This window comes from Micromonospora sp. NPDC005979 (assembly GCF_040614415.1).
Lineage (GTDB): Bacteria > Actinomycetota > Actinomycetes > Mycobacteriales > Micromonosporaceae > Micromonospora.
In genome coordinates this window covers 44,524-64,526 of the sequence record NZ_JBEXUR010000011.1, presented here as the reverse complement: position 1 = coordinate 64,526, position 20,003 = coordinate 44,524, and the positions used below count along the sequence as shown (strand labels likewise).

The window sequence follows — 20,003 nt, the reverse complement described above, 5'->3', positions numbered from 1 at the left end:
AGCCGTGCGCCCCCGGCGCTTGCCGGCATGATCGCGTCGATCTTGCACTTTCGGTTGTCGAAAGGCGCGCTACATCCCGATATGCCACCGCACCAAGTGCAAGATCGGCGCGCAGGGGTGGGCCGCGAGGCCGAGGCAGAGGTTGGGCCGAGGCAAGGCGAGGCCGAGGCAGGGCCCAGGGTGGGGTCGGAGCAGGGCCGAGGGTGGAGGGGCCGGGGCGGGAGCGCCTTCAGGGGCCAGGGCCGGGAGGGCCCGGCAGTGCCGGGGCGCGTCATGGCCGGGAGGGCCGGGGGCCAGGGACGACCCGAGGCCAGGGACGACCCGAGGGCAGGGACGACCCGGGGCCAGGGACGACCCGGGGGGCAGGGACGACCCGAGGGCAGGGACGGCCCGAGGAGGCTGGGAGGGTGGGGATACGGCAACGCCCGTCGGCGTGGGCCGACGGGCGTTGGGTGGAGAAGCTCCCCCGATTGGACTCGAACCAATAACCTGCCGGTTAACAGCCGGCTGCTCTGCCAATTGAGCTACAGGGGATCGTGCACCGCTTGGCATCCGGATCTCGCCGGCACCGTGCGACGGGGACAAGAGTACAGGACATCCCCGGGTGGTGGTCCAGTGGGTTCCACCCGCAGCCCACCCGCGGCACACCCTCAATCCACCCGCAGCCCACCATGATCCAGATCCGCAGGTCAGAGCTGGGAGCGCGTTCACAATTAGGGCAAATCGCCATCCGGGCACAAGCAGGCTTGAGCGGAGAGCAGGATGGGTAGTTAGGTGCGGACAGAGGACGCAGGCGCGGATTGGTCGCGTCCGGCGGGGCGACCCGACGGGGCGACGGCGCGTCAGGTACGGAAGGAGCCGCCATGCGCGGAAAGATCATGTTTCTTGGCGGGCTGGCTGCGGGATTCGTCCTGGGCGCCCGTGCCGGCCGGGAGAAGTACGAAGAGCTCGTGGTCCGGGGCCGCAAGGTGCTCGACCACCCGACCGTCCAGGAGGCGGCCGGGGTCGCGCAGGCCCAGGCCAACCGGCTCTACAGCGAGGGCAAGGACAAGCTCGGCCAGACCAAGCTGGGCGAGAAGCTGGGCAACGGCAGCACCGGCAAGCAGGAGCTGACCGCCGCCGACGACGCGTTCGCCGGCACGCCCGCCACCGTGGGCGCCAAGGCGGGCAGCAGCCCGGTCGGCACGACCTCCGGGTCGCCGTCGGCCACCACCCCCCGCACCAAGCCGTCCGGCTCGGGCACCAACGCAAGCACGCTCTGACCCACCCGCACGTCGACGGGCCGGCCGCCGCGAGGCGACCGGCCCGTGGTCTGTCCGGACCACGCTCCGGCCAACCGGGCAACCGGGCAACCGGGCAACCGGGCAACCGGGCAACCGGGCAACCCGGCGACCGAACCGGGCCAACCGAACCCGGCCCGGCCCGGTTGTCGTCGGGCCGGGCGGTGACTCGTCAGTCCTTGCTGCTGAACGCGGCGTCGAAGGCGGCGCTCGGCGCGTCGAAGGCGAGCCGGCGGACGAACTGCAGCGCCTCGGGGGCACCGACCAGGCGGTCCATGCCGGCGTCCTCCCACTCGACCGAGATCGGGCCGTCGTAGCCGATCGCGTTCAACGCCCGGAAGCAGTCCTCCCAGGGCACGTCGCCGTGGCCGGTGGAGACGAAGTCCCAGCCGCGGCGCAGGTCGGCCCAGGGCAGGTGCGAGGCGAGCCGGCCGCGACGGCCGTCGCCGGTACGCACCTTCGCGTCCTTGCAGTCGACGTGGTAGATGCGGTCGGCGAAGTCGAAGATGAAGTTCACCGGGTCCAGCTCCTGCCAGACGAAGTGCGACGGATCCCAGTTGAGCCCGAAGGCGGGCCGGTTGCCGATCGCCTCGAGGGTCCGCTTCGTCGTCCAGTAGTCGTACGCGATCTCGCTGGGGTGCACCTCGTGCGCGAACCGCACGCCGACCTCGTCGAAGACGTCGAGGATCGGGTTCCACCGGTCGGCGAAGTCCTGGTAGCCGCGCTCGATCATCGCCGGCGGCACCGGCGGGAACATGGCGAGGGTGTGCCAGATGGACGAGCCGGTGAAGCCGACGACGGTGTTCACACCGAGCTTCGCCGCCGCCCGCGCGGTGTCCTTGATCTCCTCGGCGGCCCGCTGGCGTACGCCCTCGGGCTCCCCGTCACCCCAGATACGGCCGGGCAGGATGTCCTGGTGCCGCTCGTCGATCGGGTGGTCGCAGACCGCCTGACCGACCAGGTGGTTGGAGATCGTGAAGACCTGGAGGTTGTGCTTGGCCAGGGTCTCCTTCTTGCGCTCGATGTACGAGTCGTCGGCGAGCGCCTTGTCGACCTCGAAGTGGTCGCCCCAGCAGGCGATCTCCAGACCGTCGTAGCCCCACTCGGAGGCGAGCCGGCAGACCTCTTCGAACGGCAGGTCGGCCCACTGGCCGGTGAAGAGCGTGATGGGTCGCGCCATTGTCCTTCTCCCCTGATGTGATGGGGATTCCGTTGTGCGGACCGGGGCGAGGGTGACCGGTCAGACCGGTACGTGGCATCGGGGCGGAACGCCGGTGGGTGCCGAGCGCACCTGAACCCGGCGGGTTGCGCCTCCCACCGGGTCACCGGCAACCGTCACGGTCGCCGACCCCACCCTATTTCCGCCGGGCCCATCGCGGAAGCCCCCGGCCGTCACCCGACCGCATCGCGAAAGCCCCCGACTGTCACCCGGCCACTTCTTCGGGGGCCGGCAGGACCGCCCGGACGGTGAAGCCGCCGCCCGGGTTCGGGCCGGCGCTCAGGGTGCCGCCGACGCGCTCGACCCGACGGCATACCGCGACCAGGCCGCCACCGGCCCCCGCCGGGCTCCGCACCGCTGGCGCGCCGTCGTCGCGTACCTCGATGGTGATGCCCTCGTCGTCGTAGCGCAGGCGGACCGCGACGGCCGCGCCCGGCGCGTGCCGGCACGCGTTGGTCAGGGCCTCTTCGATGACCCGGTACGCCGCCACGTCCACCGCCTCGGGCAGCGGCCGGGGCGCCCCGGCCAGGCTCCACCGCACGGGCTGGCCTGCGGCGAAGCCCTCTACCAGGGCATCGAGGCGGTTCAGGCTGGGTGCCGGCCCGGTCAGTGGGTCGGGCTCGTCGGCCGGGCGCAGCGCGTCGTGCAGCCGGCGCCCCTGCGCCTGGACCATCCGGCGCCATCGCGCGTAACGCCCCATGCCGGTCAAGGTACGGCAGCCGACTGGCAGTCGATCCGCGGCATCGGTCCGACGCGCGGGACGCCGTCGGCGCGGCGGCGGTGAGGTACCGCCGCGCCGGCGGCGTCATCGGGTGGTACGCCGGGGCCGCCGGTCACGTCCGACGGCCCCAGCGGGCTCGGTGGGTCAGGGCAGGGTCCACTTCTGGTTGGCCGCGCCGTTGCAGGTCCAGAGGTGGACGACGGTGCTGTCGGCGGAGTTGTTGCCGGACACGTCGAGGCACTTGTTCGAGGACGTGTTGCGCAGGCTGCCGTCGGACTGGGCCGCCCAGTTCTGCGCGCCGGTGCCGTTGCAGGTCCAGAGCTGGATCTTGGTGCCGTCGGCGCTGCCGCCGCCGCTGACGTCGAGGCACTTGCCGAGCGCCTTGATGGTCGAGTTCGGTGTCACGGTCCAGGTCTGCGCCGTACTGCCGTTGCAGGTGTAGATCTGGATCTGGGTGCCGTCGGCGGTGGCGCCGCTGCGGACGTCCAGGCATTTGCCGGCGAGCCCCTTGACCGGCCCGACGCCGGAACCGCCGCCGGTCCCCTTGACGAGGGTGAAGTCGTCGACGTCGAAGAGCCCGGTGCCGCTGCCGTTGAACGTGAGGTACAGGTTCTGGGTGCCGGACGGGACGTTCGACAGCGTCGTGGTGACGTTGGCGTACGTGTCCCAGCTACCGGTGTTCGGCACGGTGACCGTGCCCAGCACCGGCCCGGTGGCCGAGCCGGTACGGACTCCGATGGTGCCGCCCGCGCCGCCCGAGACGACCCGGGTGGTGAACGAGGTGACGCCGGTCAGGTCCACGCCGTTGTACCCGGCCCAGTCGCCCGGCTCGATGTAGCCGAGCGTCTGGCCGCCGTTGGCGCCGGCCTTGGTGAACGCGCTGACGCCGTTGGCCGAGCTGAACGCCTCGGCCTGGACCGTGGTGTTGCCGGTCGGCGGGTTGCTGCCGCCCAGCTCTTTGATCCTGATGTTGCGGAAGTAGGCGTCGTCGCCCGTACCGTGGTTCTGGATGCCGATGTGGCCGGCCAGCGACCGTACCGGATTGGTGTTGGTGAAGTCGTTGATCTTCACCCCGTTGAGGAAGACCTGGAGCCGTTCCCCCTCGACCAGCAGCTCGTAGGTGTTCCACTCCCCCGGCGCGTTGAGCGCCGCGTCCCGAGCCGCGATGTCGGCGGCCTTGTACGTGTAGACCGCGCCGGTGGTGCGGTCGACCGCGTCGGTGGCGTCGATCTGGACCTCGTAGCCGTTGTCGATCGCCGACTGCGGGTCGCTCGACGGCGGGAAGCCGATGAAGATGCCCGAGTTGTCGTCGCCGGCCAGCTTCCAATCCAGCTTCAGCGAGTAGTTGGTGAACTGCTTCGCGCTGTACCAGTACAGGCCCATGCCGCCGACCGAGGTGAGGGTGGCGTCGGAGTTGGTGAAGTTGCCCGGGCCGGCCTGCGACCAGCCGGTGGTGGAGCCGTTGTAGAGCGGCGTGTAGCCGGTCTCGGGCCGGCAGTCGGCCTTGCTCCGGCCGGCCGCGTACCGGATGCCGCCGAGCAGGTGGTTGCGGAAGGCCGGCTCGGCGTACGACGCCTGGGTGTGCCCGCTTCCGGTGTAGAAGGAGCGGCCGCCGCTGTAGCTCTTGCACCAGGAGTGCGGGTGGTCGGCGCCCATTCCGCCGCCGGAGTACGACGACTCGTCGAGCGTGGCGAGCACGTGCGCGGTGGACCGGGCGTTGGTGCGGTAGTTGTACCACTCGTCGGTGCGGGTCCAGGTCTGCGGCAGGTGCCCGGTCGCGGCGTGCCCCCGGTCCTCCACCTTGACGTTGGCCTGCTGGATGGCCGGGTGCGAGGCGAACCACGCGCCGACCAGGTTGCCGTAGAACGGCCAGTCGTACTCGGTGTCGGCGGCGGCGTGCACACCCACGTACCCGCGGCCCGAGCCGATGTACGACTCGAAGGCGGTCTGCTGGGTGGCGTTGAGCACGTCACCGGTGGTGTTGAGGAAGACCACCGCCTCGTACTGGGCGAGGTTGCTCGTGGTGAACGCGGCGGCGTCCTCGGTGGCGGTGACGGTGAAGTTGTTGGCCGCGCCCAGGTCACGGATGGTCTGGATGCCGACCGGGATCGCGTCGTGCCGGAAGCCGGCGGTCTTGGAGAAGACCAGCACGTCGTACGGGGCGTCGGCGGCGCTGGCCGGGGTTGCCGGGGTGGTGCAGGCGATGACGGCGAGGACGGCGGCGCTCAGGCCGACCGTGGATCGCAGGAGTCTGCGCATGTCGCTCTCCTAAAAAGTGTTAGGAGGGGCCCCTTGTACAACACTAGGCGTTAACAAGGGGCCCTTCCTTTCAACTCAGGGCAGGGTCCACTTTTGGTTCGCGGCGGCGGTGCAGGTCCAGAGGTTCACCACGGTGCTGTCCGCGGAGTTGCTTCCGGACACGTTCAGGCACTTTCCGGACGCCACGTTGCGCAGCGTGCCGTCGGCCTGCGCGGCCCAGTTCTGCGCCCCGGTGCCGTTGCAGGTGTAGAGCTGGATCTTGGTGCCGTCGGCGGTGCCGGCGCCGGAGACGTCGAGACACTTGCCCAACGACTTGATGGTGGAGTTCGGCGTGACCGCCCACGTCTGGGCCGCGCTGGCGTTGCAGGTGTAGATCTGGATCTGCGTGCCGTCGGCGGTGGCGGCGTTGCGCACGTCCAGGCACTTGCCACCCAGGCCCGTGATCGGGCCGGTCCCACCGGTGGGGGCCGAGCCGGTGACGAAGGTGAACGCGTCCAGGTCGTAGAGCGCGCCGGTGCCCGTACCCGCGAAGGTCAGGTAGAGCGTGGTGGTGCCGGTCGGCGGGTTGGTGATCGTCCCCGTGACGGTGGTGAACGTCTCCCAGCCACCGGTGACCGGGACGGTCGCGGAGCCGAGCACCGTGCCGGTGGCCGAGCCGGCCCGCACCTGGAGGGTGCCGCCGCTGCCCGCCGAGGAGACCCGGGCGGTGAACGAGGTGACGTTGCCGAGCCGGTACGGCTGGAACGAGATCCAGTCGCCGTTGTTGATGTCGCCGACGGTCTTACCGCCCTCGGCCGGGGTCTTGCTGAACACGTTGACGCCGGAGGAGCTGCCGAAGAACTCGGCCTGGCGGTGCCGCGGCGGCAGGGTGTGCTGGGTGTGCGTGGTCAGGCCGCCCGCGTCGGTGTACTCGGCGTCGAAGATGGCGAAGATGTTCGCCGCGTCGTCGTGTTCGCCGTCGACGGGGATGGTGATCGAGCCGGAGCAGCCGTTCTTCGAGGTGATCTGGTGCCCGTGCTGGTCGTGCCCGAGCACGTAGGTCATCTTGACCTTGGTGCAGTCGATCGTGCCGTCCTCCGGGTCGGTCACCGTGATGCTGTACGGCACCGTGTCACCGAAGCTGAACAGCTGCCCGTTGCCGGGGTTGTTGATGGTCACCGTGGGCGCGGTGTTGCCGACGTTGATCTGCACGCTGGCGCTGCCGGTGGCACCCTGCGGGTCCCGTACGGTCAGCGTCGCCGTGTACGTGCCGTTGGTGCTGTAGGTCTTCGTCGGGTTCGCCGCCGTGGAGGTGGTGCCGTCGCCGAAGTTCCACGAGTAGGTGAGCGTCCCGCCCTCGGGGTCGGACGAGCCGGCCGAGGAGAACGTCACGGCCAGCGGGGCCGCGCCGGACGTCTTGTTGGCGCTCGCCGAGGCGCTGGGCGCCCGGTTGCCGCCGCCGACGTAGTCGAAGCGGTAGAGCGCCGAGTTGGCGTCGCCGTTGAAGTAGCCGGTGCCGTAGTCGAGCACGTAGTACGAGCCGTCCGGGCCGAAGGCCGAGTCCATCACCTGCTTGCCGACCCACGGGAACGTGTCGATGGTGCCCCGGGAGCCGTCGGAGTTGACGTGGATGGGCTTGATCCAGCCACGGCCGAACTCGGTGGCGAAGAACTGCCCGTCGAACGACTGCGGGAACTTCGTGGTGGAGGTCGACGAGGCGTTGTACCGGTAGACCGGGCCACCCATCGGCGACTCGGAGCCGCCGCCGAACTCGGTCGGGGTGCCGGCGTCACCGGCGTACCGGATCCAGGCCGGCTGGGCCGGCGGCAGGGTGGTCAGGCCGGTGTTGCGGAACGAGTTGTTGGTCGGCCCGCCGGTGCAGTTGTACTTCGCGCCGCCGGTGTTGGTGGCGAAGTCCCACTCGTTGTACGTCTCGGTGCTGGTGTTGGTGCCGGTGCAGTACGGCCAGCCGTAGTTGCCCGGTGCCGCGACCCGGTTGAACTCCACCTGGCCGGACGGGCCACGGGTGGAGCTGGTGGAGCCGGCGTCCGGCCCGTAGTCGCCGACGTAGACGACCCCGGTGCCCTTGTCCACGCTGATCCGGAACGGGTTGCGGAACCCCATCGCGTAGATCTCCGGCCGCGTCTTGGCGGTGCCGGGCGCGAACAGGTTGCCCGAGGGGATGGAGTACGTCCCGTTGGTGTTCACCTTGATCCGCAGGATCTTGCCCCGCAGGTCGTTGGTGTTGCCGGCGCTGCGCTGCGCGTCGTACGCCGGGTTGCGGTTGGTCCGCTCGTCCAGCGGCGAGTAGCCGGCGGACTCGAAGGGGTTGGTGTCGTCGCCGGTGGACAGGTAGAGGTTGCCGGCGGCGTCGAAGTCGATGTCCCCACCGACGTGGCAGCACAGGCCGCGATCGGCCGGCACGTCGAGGACGTCCACCTTGCTGGACTGGTTGAGCGTGAAGTCGCTGTTGAGGGTGAACCGGGAGAGGCGGTTCACTCCCTGCCAGGCCGAGAAGTCGGTGCCGGTCGCGGGGGCGTCGCCGGCGGGGGTGGACAGCGGCGGCGCGTAGTAGAGGAAGATCTGCCGGTTGCTGGCGAAGTTCGGGTCGACGCCGACGCCCTGCAGGCCCTCCTCGTCGTGGTTGTAGACCGACAGGGTGCCGATCACCGAGGTGGTGCCGTTCGCGTCGGTGCGGCGCAGGGTGCCGTTGCGGGCGGTGTGCAGGACCGAGCGGTCCGGCAGGACAGCCAGCGACATCGGCTCGCCCATGTCGGTGACGCCCCGGGCGAGTTCGACCTGCTGGAAGTCGCTGGCGTTGATCGTGTGCGCCTGGGCCGGTGTCGCGCTGGCCGTGAGGGTGACCGTGCCGGCCGCGGCCACGAGGAGCAGGGCCGATCCGGCGGAGAACCATCGTCGGGACCGTTGGGTGGGTCTGTCCTTCATGGACATCTGTGCTGTCCCTTCCTGACGAAGAGGCCAGGGCGGGGCGCGCGCCGTCGCGCCGGATGCCGTAGCGGGTGGTGGGGTCGATGGGTTACCGCGCCGCCGGTTCACCTCGACGAAACATTGCTGTGTTGGCCCCGACACTAAGTCGCAAGTGTCGATGTGTCCATACCTTCCGGTGGTACGGCATGAACTTTCGTCGATTTGATCGAAAGTCGGCCGGTCAGGCGCGCCGGTCGATGGCCTGTCCGGCCAACGCGACCAGGGCCGCCCGGGCCTCCTCGTTCACCGCCGCGCTCCGCAACGCGGTCAGCGCGGCCTCGGTGCGGACCCGGATCATCTGCTCGATCCGGTCCCGCGCGCCGGTGGCCTCGATGATCTCGCGCAGGTCCGCCGCGCCGTCGGTGTCGAGCGACGGGTTGCCGAACAGTTCCTTCAGCCGCGCGGTCTGCGACCGGTCCGCGGAGCTGCGGGCCAGCGCCATCATCACCGTGGGCTTGCCCTCGCGCAGGTCGTCCAGGATCGACTTGCCGGTGACCGCCGGATCACCGAAGACACCCAACACGTCGTCACGGAGCTGGAACGCGTCCCCCAACGGGTCGCCGAACTCGCCGAGAGCGGCGATCAGTTCCGGTCCCCCACCGGCGAGCGCCGCGCCGATCTGCAACGGCCGGGTGACCGTGTACCGGGCCGCCTTCATCCGTATCACGGTGAGCGCGCTGGCGACCGAGCCGTCGCCCACCCCGGACACCAGGTCCAGGTACTCCCCCGCGATGACCTCGGTACGCATCAGCGCGAACACCGCGTACCCCCGGTGCACCTGCTCGGTCCCCAGCCCACACTCGTGGAACATCTGATCCGACCAGGCCGCGCAGAGGTCGCCGCAGAGCAGGGCGGTGTTGCGCCCGTACGCCTCCGGGTCGCCGCGCCACGACGACCGGGCGTGCAGGTCGGCGAAGAGCCGGTGCACCGACGGCTCACCCCGGCGGCGGTCGCTGCCGTCCAGGATGTCGTCGTGGATCAGCGCGAACGCGTGGAACAGTTCCAACGCCGCCGCGGCCACCACGATCGGGGTGGCGTCGGCCGCCCCGGCGCCGCGCCAGCCCCAGTAGCAGAACAGCGGGCGCAGCCGCTTCCCCCCGGCCAGCACGAACCGTTGCAGCGCGGTGAACACCCCCCGGGGCGCGCCGTCGGGCCAGTCCGGCCCCTGCCGGTCGAGGAAGGCGGCCAGCTCCGCGTCGAAGCGCGCCCGCAGACCGCTGGTGTCGGTGGGCGCGACGGTGACGGTCACGTCCGATCTCCCGGACCCTGCGCACCAGCGGCGCTTAACCCGGCCAGCTCCAGTAACAGGCCCTTGACCTCGGTGGCCGCGATCCGGTCCCGGGCCGCGGACGCGTCGGAGCAGAGCAGCACCGGGGCGTCCGCCGGGTCGGTGGGAAGCCGCCCGTGCGAACCGCGGACCGCCCGAGCACCGGCGTCCAGGCCGACGGCGCTCATCAGGTAGCGCATGCCGAGCTTCTTGCGGGCCAGCGCCACGCCGGCGCGAGCCTTGGCGGCACCGGGATTGGCCGGGTCGAAGAACAGCTCGGCGGGGTCGTACCCGGGCTTGCGGTGGATCTCGACCAGCCGGGCGAAATCGGGCGCGTTGGCGTCGTCGAGCCAGTAGTAGTAGGTGAACCAGGAGTCCGGCTCGGCCACCAGCACCAGTTCGCCGGCGCGCGGGTGGTCCAGCCCGTGCACGGCCTTGCCGTCGGCGTCGAGCACCTCGGCCACCCCGGGCAGTCCGGCGCAGAGCTTCGCCACCGCCGGCACGTCGGCCGGGTCCTTGACGTAGACGTGCGCGATCTGGTGGTCGGCGACGGCGAACGCCTTCGACGTCCAGGGGTCGAGGTACTCCATGCCGGCCTGGGTGTGCACCCGCAGCAACCCCTCGCTGCGCAGCAGCCGGTTGACGTCGACCGGCCGGGACACGTCGGTGATGCCGTACTCCGAGAGCACCACCACGGTGGCGTCCCGGGCCCGGGCGGCGTCCAGCAGCGGCCCGAGGACGGCGTCCAGCTCGGCCGCCGCCGTGGCGGCCTGCGGCGACGAGGGGCCGTACCGTTGCAGGTCGTAGTCCAGGTGGGGCACGTAGACCAGGGTCAGGTCGGGTGACACGTCGGCCAGGATCTGCTCGGCCGCCTGGCAGATCCACTTCGACGACGGCAGCGCGGCCGTCGGCCCCCAGTACGTGAACAGCGGGAAGGTGCCGAGCCGCCCGGTCAGCGCGTCGTGCAGCTCCGGCGGGTCGGTGTAGCAGTCCGGCTCCTTGCGCCCGTCGGCGTAGTACACCGGGCGGGGCGTGACGGTCCAGTTGACGTCGGCGCCCATGGCGTACCACCAGCAGACGTTGGCGACGGTGTAGCCCGGCTCGGCCCGGCGGGCCGCGTGCCAGAGCTTGTCCCCGCCGACCAGCGCGTTGTGCTGCCGCCACAGCAGCACCTCGCCCAGCTCCCGGAAGTACCACCCGTTGCCGACGATGCCGTGCCCGCTGGGCTGCTCGCCGGTGAGGAACGTGGACTGCACCGAGCAGGTCACCGCCGGCAGCACCGTGCCCAGCTCGGCCCGGAAGCCACCGTCGGCGACGCCGCGCAGTCGGGGCATGTGCTTCAGCAGTCGCGGGGTCAACCCCACCACGTCGAGGACCACCAGTCGCCGGCTCATCGCGTCACCTCCATGCTCGCGGTTCGGTCTGCGGTCAGCCCGAGGCCGACCAGTTCGTCGCGGGCGAAGGCCAACTCGGCGGCGATGCCGGCGGCCAGCTCCGCGTCGGTGCCGGGCCGCCGTGCGGCCGGCAGGACACCCCAGGTGTACGTCTCGACGTCGAGGTGGTCGCAGCCCGCGGCCGGCCCCTCGAAGAGCGCTCTCAGGGCCGCACGGAGAACCGGCAGGGTCGAGCCGAGCGGCTCCTCGGGCGGGGCGTGCAGGGGCACGTGGTAGTGCACCCGCCACGGACCGGGAAGCTCCCGGTCCAGGGCCTCGTCCAGATCGTCGGCGGCGTACGCCTCGTCGGCCGGGTCGGCCACGCCCGCGCAGCCGGCGCTGCGGGTCTGGTGCAGGAAGCGCGGCTCCACCCAGCGGCGCAGCGCGTCGGCCCCACCGGCCGGGTCGGCCGCCTCGACGGCGGCCGAGACCTGCACCTTCACCACCGGCAGTCCAGCCGCCCGCAGCCGGTCCAGCGCCGCCGCCGGCTCCTCCCACGCACAGGCCAGGTGCGCGAGGTCGAGGCAGACTCCCATCCGGTCGGTGTCCATGCCGGACAGCAGCGCGGCGGCCTGCCCGGTGCTCTCCACCACGCAACCGGGCTCCGGCTCGAACGCCACCCGCACCTCGCGGCCGGTGTCCCGCTGCACATCGGCCAGGCCGGCCGCGAGCGCATCGAGCCGCCGCCGGGCGGCGTCCGCCAGGTCGGAGTTCCACGGCCGCCGCCAGGCCAGCGGCAGGGTGGAGATCGAGCCCCGGGCCGCGTCGTCGGGCAGCAGGTCGGCGAGCACCCGGGCCAGATCCAGGGTGTACGTCAGTCGCTGCTCGGTCGTCCAGTCCGGGTGGTACACGTCCTGCTTCACGACGGGGGCCTGGAAGGCCGCGTACGGGAAGCCGTTGAGGGTGACCACCTCCAGACCGCGCGCGTCCAGTTCCGCGCGGAGCCGGCGGCGCAGCGCCGGGTCGGCGGCCAGTTCGGCGGCGACCGGGGCGGCCAGCCACAGGCCGAGCCCGAGCAGGTCGCTGCCGAGCGCCTGACGCACCGGCACGGCGTAGGTGTCCAGTTGGGCGAGGATGCCGGCCAGGTCCTCGGCGGGGTGCACGTTGGTGCAGTAGCCGAGGTGGACCGTCTCGCCGCCGGAATGTCGCAGCCGCATCAGCTACCACCGCGCAGGATTGAGTTGCCGGTCTGCGGGTCCACGGCGACGGGCGCCTCCACGTCGCCGAGGTCGAGCCGACCCGACTGCCCGTAGAACTCCACCGGGTTGCGCCACAGCACCTTGTCGACGTCGTCGTCGCTGAAGCCGGCCGCACGCATCGCCTCGCCGGTGGCCCGGGTCAGCAGCGGATCGGAGCGTCCCCAGTCGGCGGCCGAGTTGACCAGCATCCGTTCGGTGCCGTACTCGCGCAGCAGCTCGACCATCCGCGACGGGGTCATCTTGGTGTCCGGGTAGATGGAGAAGCCCAGCCAGCAGCCGCTGTCCTTGACGAGCTTGACGGTCACTTCGTTGAGGTGGTCGACCACCACGCGACCCGCGTCGATGCCGGACTCGGCGACCACGGCGAGGGTGCGTTCGCAGCCCCGGGCCTTGTCCCGGTGCGGGGTGTGCACCAGCGCCGGCAGGTCGTACGCCACGGCGAGGGCGAGTTGCGCGGCGAACGCCTCGTCCTCCTCGGGGGTCATCGAGTCGTACCCGATCTCGCCGACCGCCACGACCGCGTCCTTGTCCAGGTAGCGGGGCAACAGGTCGAGCACCGGGCGGCAGCGCGGGTCGTTGGCCTCCTTCGGGTTGAGCGCGATGGTGGCGAAGTGGCGCACGCCGAACTGCCCGGCCCGGAACGGCTCCCAGCCGATCAGCGAGTCGAAGTAGTCGACGAACGACGCGGCGCTGGTGCGCGGCTGCCCCAGCCAGAACGCCGGCTCGACCACCGCGAGGACGCCAGCGCCGGCCATCCGTTCGTAGTCGTCGGTGGTTCGCGAGGTCATGTGGATGTGCGGGTCGAAGATGCGCATGTCACGCCTCCCGGGGCAGTGCGGCGGTGAGCCGGTGGAGCAGGTCGGTGGCGTCGGCGGGCAGGTCCCGGCCGGCGGCGTGCCGTTCGGCGGCGAGCGCGGCGAGCATCGCGGCCAGCTCGCCGTCGGCCCGGCCGTCCAGGTCGGCCACCGCGGCGAGGGGCACCCCGCTGAACACGCACTTGAGCACCGCCTGCCGCCAGGCGGCCGCGTCGAGGTGCCGGGCGTACGGGCCGAGCGCGGCGGCGACCAGCCGGGTGTCGTTGGTCCGGATCGCGTCGTGCAGCAGCGGCACCGCCTCGGCGCCGATCGGCAGCAGCGGCAGGGCCCGCAGCACGGCCCGCCGTTCGGCGGCGTCGCCGTGCCGGTAGAGGCTCTCGGCGTAGGCGGCGTGCTCGCCGGGCAGGCCGGTGAGCAGCAGCACCCGGGCCGCGTCGTCGGCGGTCCAGCCGGGTGCGTCCGGCAGCGCGGCCCGACCGCACCGCCGGCCGGCGGCCGGAAAGAGCCGGGTGATCGCGGTGGGCTCGGCCGCGACCCGGCGCAGCGCCGTGTCCAGCCAGTCGGGATCGGGTACGCCCCGCAGCGCGGCCCGCAGTGAATCCGGTGTCATCCCGTCTCCTCCCCTTGTACTGCTGTGCTGCCGTGCTGCCGTGCTGCTGTGCTGCTGTGCTGCCGTCGTGCCGTGCTGCCCTTGATGCCGCGCTACTGCGTCGACCGGCTGCTGCTCTGCGCGGCGGGCACCTCAGGCACGTCCTTTGCTCTGCTTCACTCCAGGAAACGGCCGGTGTTCGAATATCGGACGGTCGCTGTTTCCTCCGTTGAAGCAGAGCAAAGGACGTCAGCGGGGACCTCGCCCCCGGCGGGCCGGGCACCGGCCATCGCGGTGGCCGAGGTGGCCGAGGTGGCTGCGGTGGCAGCGGCGGCAGCGGTGGCAGCGGCGGCAGCGGTGGCAGCGGCGCGCAGGAACTCGATCGACCGGGCGGCCACGGCGGGCGCGGCGTGCGAGTCGCGGGGTAGCTCCACCGCGACCAGGCCGTGGTAGCCGGCATTGGCCAGGGCGGCCAGCACCGGCGGGAAGTCGATCTCGCCGGCACCGAACTCCAGGTGCTCGTGCACACCCCTGCGCATGTCGTCGATCTGCACGTTGACCAGGTGCTCGGCGACCTCGGCGACGCACTGCGGCACCGGCTGAGGCTCCAGGCACCGGCAGTGGCCGATGTCGAGGGTGATGCCGAGGCGGGCCGGGGCGCCGAGCGCCGCGTGCAGTCGACGCCAGTCGGCGATGTCCTGCACCAGCATCCCCGGTTCCGGTTCGAAGCCGAGCGTCACACCCGCGCTGTCGGCGGCGTCGACCACGGTGGCGCAGCCGGAGACGAGCCGGTCCCAGGCGCACTGCGGCGACACCGCCTCGGGCCGTACGCCGGCCCAGAACGAGACGGCCTCCGCGCCCAGGTCGGCGCCGATCCGTACCGCCCGGCGCAGGAACTCGATCCGCCGGGTCGGGTCGTCGTGCAGCAGCGTCGGGGCGTGCTTGTGCCACGGGTCCAACAGGTAGCGGGCCCCGGTCTCGATCACCACCGCGAGACCCAGTTCGGACAGCCGGCGGCCGACCGCGGCGATCCGGCGGGTGAGGCCGGGCGCGAACGGGTCCAGATGATCGTGGTCCAGGGTGAGCGCCACCCCGTCGTAGCCCAGGTCGGCGATGACGGCGAGCGCGTCGTCGAGCCGGTGGTTGGCGAAGCCGTTGGTGCCGTACCCGAGGCGCACCGTCGTCGCGTCGCCCGGAACCACGTCGGGCTGCACGACGTCGGGCTGCACGCGGCGGGGCTCGGGCACGGTCATGTCGGGGAGACCTTCCGGGCCAGCCGGCGGCCCAGTGGCGCGGCCGCCGCGACGGCCAGCCCGAGCAGGCCGGCGCCGCCACGGGCGGTGAGCGCTCCCTGGAGGGCGGGCAGGCCGGTGATCCCGGCGCCCACCGCCGCGCGGACCTTCCCGGCCGACGGATCACGGACCACCTGCACCTGGGCCGCGCCGTAGCGGGCGGCGTACCACCCGGCCAGCACGGCGGGCAGCGCGGCGGCGATACCAGCGCGCCGGGGTACGGCGACGGCGGCGCTCGCGGCGACCACGGCGGTGCCGGCCAGGGTACGCATCGGCAGGGCGGCGTCCGCGCCGCTGACCTCGCGACGGGACAACGCGGTGACCGTCCAGGTGTGCGCCGCCACGGTGGCCGCCGAGGGCAGCGCCCGCGCCAGCCGGCCGCCGGACGCGCCCAGCAGCACGTCCAGCCCTCGGCAGGTGGCCATCACGGCGGGGCCGGCGGCGGTGTTCTTGGCCAGCAGGTCGTACCCCCAGATGCTGGCGGCCAGCGGCACCGCGAGCGCGGCGGCGCGGCGACCGCCCACGGCGGCGGCCAGGCCCACGCCGGCGGCGGTGAGGCCGGCGGCGAGACCCAGCGCGGCGTTCGGGGTGACCCGGCCGCTGGGGATCGGGCGCTCGGGGCGTTCGACGGCGTCGAGCCGCCGGTCGGACCAGTCGTTGGCGGCCATGCCGGCCCAGTAGAGCAGCACCGACGCGCCCGCCAAGGCGGGAGTACGCGGGCTCAGCGCGCCGGCCGCCGCCGCGCCGGCCACGACGTCCCCGGGGACCGAGAGCGCGGCCGGCGCGCGGACCAGCTCGGCCAGGTCAGCCAGCGTGGTCATGGCCACCGTCCGGGCCGGCGTGCAGTCGCTGGGCGAAGTCGGTCAGCCGGGCCCACTGCTCGGCCAGCGAGTGGGTCGGCGTGCCGAGCGGGTCCTTGAAGAAGAAGCCGAGGTCGGCCAGCGGCCCGACGTGCCCGGCGGCGTGTGCGGCCGCGGTGAGGCGGGCCAGGTCGAGCACCAGCGGCGCGGCCAGCGCCGAGTCGCAGCCGTGCCAGGTGAACTCCATCCGCATGCCGGTGCCGAGGAAGCCGGCGAACGTGATCAGATCCCAGGCGGTCTTGAAGTCGCCCAGCTCCTCGACGTACTCGATGCGGGTGTTGCCCTGCGGGACGTAGCCCAGCGTCTCGCCCAGCACGCGTTGCTTGCTCTGCACCTTGGCCGCGTTGGCGGCCGGGTCGGCGAGGGTGGCGCCGTCGCCGCCGCCGAGCAGGTTCATCCCGGACCAGGAGCGCACGGCGAGGTTGCGCATCGCGAACATCGGCGCGAGCACCGACTTGACCAGGGTCTCGCCGGTCTTGCCGTCGTGCCCGGCGTACGGCAGGCGGCGCTCCTGCGCCAGCGCGGCCAGCGCCGGCAACCGCAGGCCGGTGGACGGCGTGAAGTCGACGTACGGGCAGCCGGCCAGCAGCGCCGCGTACGCGTACAGGGAGCTGGGCGGCAGCACCTCGTCGGTGCCGTCGAGGGCGGCGCGCAACGCGGCCGGGTCGGCGTGCCCGGGGTGCGGTCGGGGCACGGCCTCGGTGGCGGAGACGTTGACCACGACCACGCGATCCAGGTCGTGGCGCTCCCGGAAGCTGGTCAGGTCGCGGACCACGGCCGCGGCCCGGTCGGCCTGGGTGTCACCGACCGGCGCGGGGCGCAACTCCTGCTCGACCACGCCCAACTCGTCGCGGAGCGCGGCGACCAGCCGCCCGGGGATGACACCGGCGTCGGCGAGCGCCTCGGCGCGCTTGCACAGCGGGGTGGTGGCCACGTCGTGCCCGCCGAAGACCAGGTCCGCGAAGGACGGCAGGGCGGGACCGCGCAGGTCCGGCAGCTCGGTCACACAGCCGGTGGGCCCGGCCAGGCCGGCTCGCAGCGCGAGCCCCCCGACGATGCTGGTGGTCGCGACGGAACCGCGCGCTCCTACCAGCCAGACACCTGTTCGCATGGTGCTCCTTCCCCATTTCCGAGGAACCGTCGGTACCGCTAAATATAGGAATATCAGAATATGTTTCGGAAAGATACGGCCCGGTTTCGGAAAAGTTTCGGGCCGGATGGATGGGCCCCGCCCGCCCGACCCGTACCGGTACGACGCCGGCCCGGCGTCGGCGTCGGCGGCGACGACGACGGACCGGATCTCGGCACGGGTACGGACAGACGGGGCTGGCAGGCAGGGTCGGTCGGCGTCTCGACCCTGCCTCCCCCGCATCCGCCGGCCGGGGCGTTGGCATGCCCCGACCGGACGTCTCAGGTTGCCGCGCCCACCGGATCCTCGACCGGGGTGCGGTCCGCCGTGCGGTGGCAGGCGGAGGCGGTACGGGTGGGGGCAGCGGCGGGCGATGTCATCGGGTCCTCCGGATCGCCGGGGTGGTGGTGGCGGTCCTCCGGTGCGGCCGGGGAATCCCGGTCCGGTCGCACCGGACGACCGTCCTATCCGTGCGCCACCAGGCCTCAAGGGCCCGGCTGCACACTCTCCGGAGCCGACCTCGTCCCGGCCGCGGGGCGCAAACCGCGGCCGGTCCCTCGCCGGTCGGCTCCGGAAAGCCGGTCGGGCGACGGCGGCGCGAACACCGCCGTCGCGGATGGTCAGGGGGTCAGACGGCGACCACGGTCAGCGCCGGTTCCACGTCGGTCCACGAGGAACCGGTCTCCGCCGAACGGGTCACCGCGTCCAGCACGAGCTGGACCTGCAAGGCGTCGGCGAAGGAGGGCGCCGGGTCGGTGCCGGTGGCGATCGCCTCGATGAGATCGCGCATCTGGTGGGTGAAGGAGTGCTCGTAGCCGATGATGTGACCCGGAGGCCACCACGCCGACATGTACGGGTGGTCTCCCTCGGTCACCAGGATCCGGCTGAAGCCCTGTTCCAGCACGGGCCGGGTGGCGTCGTAGAACTCCAACTCGTTGAGACGCTCCAGGTCGAAGACCACGCTGCCCAGCGAGCCGTTGATCTCGACACGCAGGGCGTTCTTGCGGCCCGTCGCGAAACGGCTCGCCTCGTACGTGGCCAGGGCGCCGCCGTCGAGCCGGGCCACGAAGACCGCGGCGTCGTCGACGGTGACCGTCCCGGTGGCCGGAGCGCTGCCGTCGGCCGACTCGCCGTCGACAGTGGCCGCCAGCCCGCTCGACTCGGCCGGCAACGGCCGCTCCTTGACGAACGTCTCGGTGATCGCGCTGACGCCGGTGATCTGCTGGCCGACGACGAACTGCGTCAGGTCGATGATGTGCGCACCGATGTCACCGAGCGCGCCGGAGCCCGCCCTGTCCTTCTGCAACCGCCAGACCAGCGGGAACTGCGGATCCACGATCCAGTCCTGCAGGTACGACGCTCGGACGTGACGGATCACCCCGAGTCGTCCCTCGGCGACCATCTGGCGCATCATCGTGACCGCGGGGACCCGGCGGTAGTTGAACCCGCACATCGACCGCACCCCGGCGGCGCGTGCGGTGTCCGCCGCGGCGGTCATCGCCCGTGCCTCGGCCACCGTGTTGGCCAACGGCTTCTCGCACAGCACGTGCTTGCCGGCGGCCAACGCGGCGAGGGCGATCTCGGCGTGACTGTCGCCCGGGGTGCAGACATCGACAACGTCGATGTCGTCCCGGTTGACGAGGTCACGCCAGTCGGTCGTGTACGCGTCCCAGCCGAGCCGGTCGGCGGCGTCGGACACCGCTGTGGTGTCCCGGCCGCAGATCAGCGCCATCCGGGCCCGCGCCGGCAGGTCGTACACGCGGTTCACGGTGCGCCACGCCTGTGAGTGCGCGGCGCCCATGAACGCGTAACCGACCATGCCGATCCGCAGTTCTCTGTCTGTCGTGGACAAGGTGGGTCTCCCCCCGGTATGTCAGAACCCGAGCTTGTCGTAGCTGCTCGCGTTCTCCTTGGTGATCGTCTCGGAGGCGAGGGTCACTTCCTTGGGCACCTGCAGCTCCGTCAGGTCGCCCAGGCCCCGGCCCTGCGCGATGAGCCGCGCGAGCGAGATCGCCGAGGACGCCATCGACGGGTTGTAGGTGACCGTCGCCTTGAGCACCGAGTTGTCGGCCTTGATCGCGTCGATCGCGAGCTTGGAGCCCGCGCCGCCGACCATGAAGAACTCCGACCGGTTGGCCTGCTTGATGGCCGCGAGCACACCGATGCCCTGGTCGTCGTCGTGGTTCCAGATCGCGTCGATCTTCTTCAGCGCCTGGAGGAGCTGGGCCGCCTCGCGCTGACCGCTGTCCGAGGTGAACTCGGCCGAGCGCCGGTTGGCAACCTTGAACCCGTAGGTGGCCAGGGCGGCCTTGAAGCCCTCGCTGCGCTCGACGGTCAGCGGGATCTCCAGGCCGGCGATCTCACCGATGACCGGGTTGGCGACGCCCTTGTCCTTGAGCATCTTTCCGATGTAGTGCCCGGCGGAGACGCCCATGCCGTAGTTGTCACCCTTGATCACCAGCCGCGAGGCCAGCGCGTCGGGGAACGCCCGGTCGAGGTTGACGATCGGGATGCCGGCCTGCATGGCCTGGAGGGCAACGGCGTTGACCTCCTTGCCGTCGTGCGGCAGCACGACGATGATGTCCGGCTTCTGGGCGATCAGGGTGCCGAGCGTGGAGCGCTGGGCCTCCGAGTTCGACCCGCCGTCGACCTCCTTGAACTCCACGTCCGAGTACGCCGCGGCCTGCGCCTTGGCGTTGGCGTGGATCGCGCCCATCCAGCCGTGGTCGGCGGCCGGGGCGGAGAAGCCGATGACGACCTTCTTGCCCGGAGCGTTGTTGCCCTCGGCGTTGCCGGCGGCCTTGGTCTGGGTGCTGGCGGCCGGGGTCTCGTTACTGGTGCAGGCGGTCAGCAGGGTGGCGGCGCCAACCGCGGCACCACCGAAGAGCAACCGGCGGCGCGACAGGTCGCGACTGTTCTGGGTCATGAACGACCTCCTGGGAGCGGGCTTTCATCTGGGTGAGGGTGTGCGAG

15 protein-coding genes and 1 tRNA gene are annotated in these 20,003 nt (G+C 71.9%); 1 reads left to right on the top strand and 15 read right to left on the bottom strand.

The features are described 5' to 3' along the window. Nucleotides 1-461: 461 nt before the first annotated feature. Nucleotides 462-534 (bottom strand) — tRNA-Asn (locus tag ABZ272_RS19345). A gap of 329 nt (nt 535-863) precedes the next feature. On the opposite strand from ABZ272_RS19345, the gene ABZ272_RS19340 reads away from it, so the two are divergent. After that, nucleotides 864-1,262, top strand: coding sequence for a hypothetical protein (locus tag ABZ272_RS19340; protein ID WP_355051320.1), 399 nt, complete (start codon nt 864-866; stop codon nt 1,260-1,262). Between the two features lie 190 nt (nt 1,263-1,452). Here the strand turns inward: ABZ272_RS19340 and ABZ272_RS19335 are convergent, their stop codons facing one another. The 14 genes from ABZ272_RS19335 to ABZ272_RS19270 all read right to left on the bottom strand — a co-directional run bounded on the left by ABZ272_RS19335 (nt 1,453) and on the right by ABZ272_RS19270 (nt 19,956). Further along, complete coding sequence (locus ABZ272_RS19335) at nt 1,453-2,460, bottom strand: sugar phosphate isomerase/epimerase family protein (RefSeq protein ID WP_355051319.1); 1,008 nt, start codon at nt 2,458-2,460, stop codon at nt 1,453-1,455. A 244-nt stretch (nt 2,461-2,704) separates the two neighbouring features. Next, nucleotides 2,705-3,199 carry an ATP-binding protein gene (locus ABZ272_RS19330; RefSeq protein ID WP_355051318.1) on the bottom strand — a complete coding sequence of 165 codons (495 nt, stop codon included), beginning with the start codon at nt 3,197-3,199 and terminating at the stop codon, nt 2,705-2,707. Nucleotides 3,200-3,364: 165 nt separating this feature from the next. Next, nucleotides 3,365-5,479, bottom strand: coding sequence for a ThuA domain-containing protein (locus ABZ272_RS19325; protein ID WP_355051317.1), 2,115 nt, complete (start codon nt 5,477-5,479; stop codon nt 3,365-3,367). A 75-nt stretch (nt 5,480-5,554) separates the two neighbouring features. Beyond that, nucleotides 5,555-8,410, bottom strand: a complete 2,856-nt coding sequence (locus ABZ272_RS19320) for a PQQ-dependent sugar dehydrogenase (RefSeq protein WP_355051316.1) — start codon at nt 8,408-8,410, stop codon at nt 5,555-5,557. 217 nt (nt 8,411-8,627) lie between these two features. Continuing rightward, nucleotides 8,628-9,695, bottom strand: coding sequence for a polyprenyl synthetase family protein (locus ABZ272_RS19315; protein WP_355051315.1), 1,068 nt, complete (start codon nt 9,693-9,695; stop codon nt 8,628-8,630). Further along, nucleotides 9,692-11,107, bottom strand: coding sequence for a nucleotide pyrophosphatase/phosphodiesterase family protein (locus ABZ272_RS19310; RefSeq protein ID WP_355051314.1), 1,416 nt, complete (start codon nt 11,105-11,107; stop codon nt 9,692-9,694). Before ABZ272_RS19310 ends, ABZ272_RS19315 begins: the two co-directional genes overlap by 4 nt. After that, nucleotides 11,104-12,303 (bottom strand): metabolite traffic protein EboE, encoded by a 1,200-nt coding sequence (eboE, locus tag ABZ272_RS19305; RefSeq protein WP_355051313.1) that lies wholly within the window; start codon nt 12,301-12,303, stop codon nt 11,104-11,106. The genes ABZ272_RS19310 and eboE overlap by 4 nt, the downstream gene beginning before the upstream one ends. Beyond that, nucleotides 12,303-13,160: a TatD family hydrolase gene (locus ABZ272_RS19300; protein WP_355051312.1), complete on the bottom strand. Its 858-nt coding sequence runs from the start codon at nt 13,158-13,160 to the stop codon at nt 12,303-12,305. The genes eboE and ABZ272_RS19300 overlap by 1 nt, the downstream gene beginning before the upstream one ends. A gap of 1 nt (nt 13,161) precedes the next feature. Then, nucleotides 13,162-13,770 (bottom strand): EboA domain-containing protein, encoded by a 609-nt coding sequence (locus tag ABZ272_RS19295; RefSeq protein ID WP_355051311.1) that lies wholly within the window; start codon nt 13,768-13,770, stop codon nt 13,162-13,164. 155 nt (nt 13,771-13,925) lie between these two features. Next, a complete protein-coding gene (locus ABZ272_RS19290; RefSeq protein ID WP_355051310.1) occupies nt 13,926-15,002 on the bottom strand; it encodes a sugar phosphate isomerase/epimerase family protein in 1,077 nt (358 codons plus the stop codon). Continuing rightward, nucleotides 14,999-15,862, bottom strand: coding sequence for an SCO3242 family prenyltransferase (locus ABZ272_RS19285; protein WP_355051309.1), 864 nt, complete (start codon nt 15,860-15,862; stop codon nt 14,999-15,001). Before ABZ272_RS19285 ends, ABZ272_RS19290 begins: the two co-directional genes overlap by 4 nt. Next, complete coding sequence (locus tag ABZ272_RS19280; protein ID WP_355051308.1) at nt 15,846-17,012, bottom strand: inositol-3-phosphate synthase; 1,167 nt, start codon at nt 17,010-17,012, stop codon at nt 15,846-15,848. Before ABZ272_RS19280 ends, ABZ272_RS19285 begins: the two co-directional genes overlap by 17 nt. A 646-nt stretch (nt 17,013-17,658) precedes the next feature. Beyond that, entirely contained in the window at nt 17,659-18,882 is a 1,224-nt protein-coding gene (locus tag ABZ272_RS19275) for a Gfo/Idh/MocA family oxidoreductase (RefSeq protein WP_355051307.1), read from the bottom strand. Between the two features lie 21 nt (nt 18,883-18,903). Continuing rightward, the gene (locus tag ABZ272_RS19270) at nt 18,904-19,956 is read right to left on the bottom strand and encodes a substrate-binding domain-containing protein (protein ID WP_355051306.1); all 1,053 of its coding nucleotides are present in this window, start codon (nt 19,954-19,956) and stop codon (nt 18,904-18,906) included. Nucleotides 19,957-20,003 lie beyond the last annotated feature (47 nt).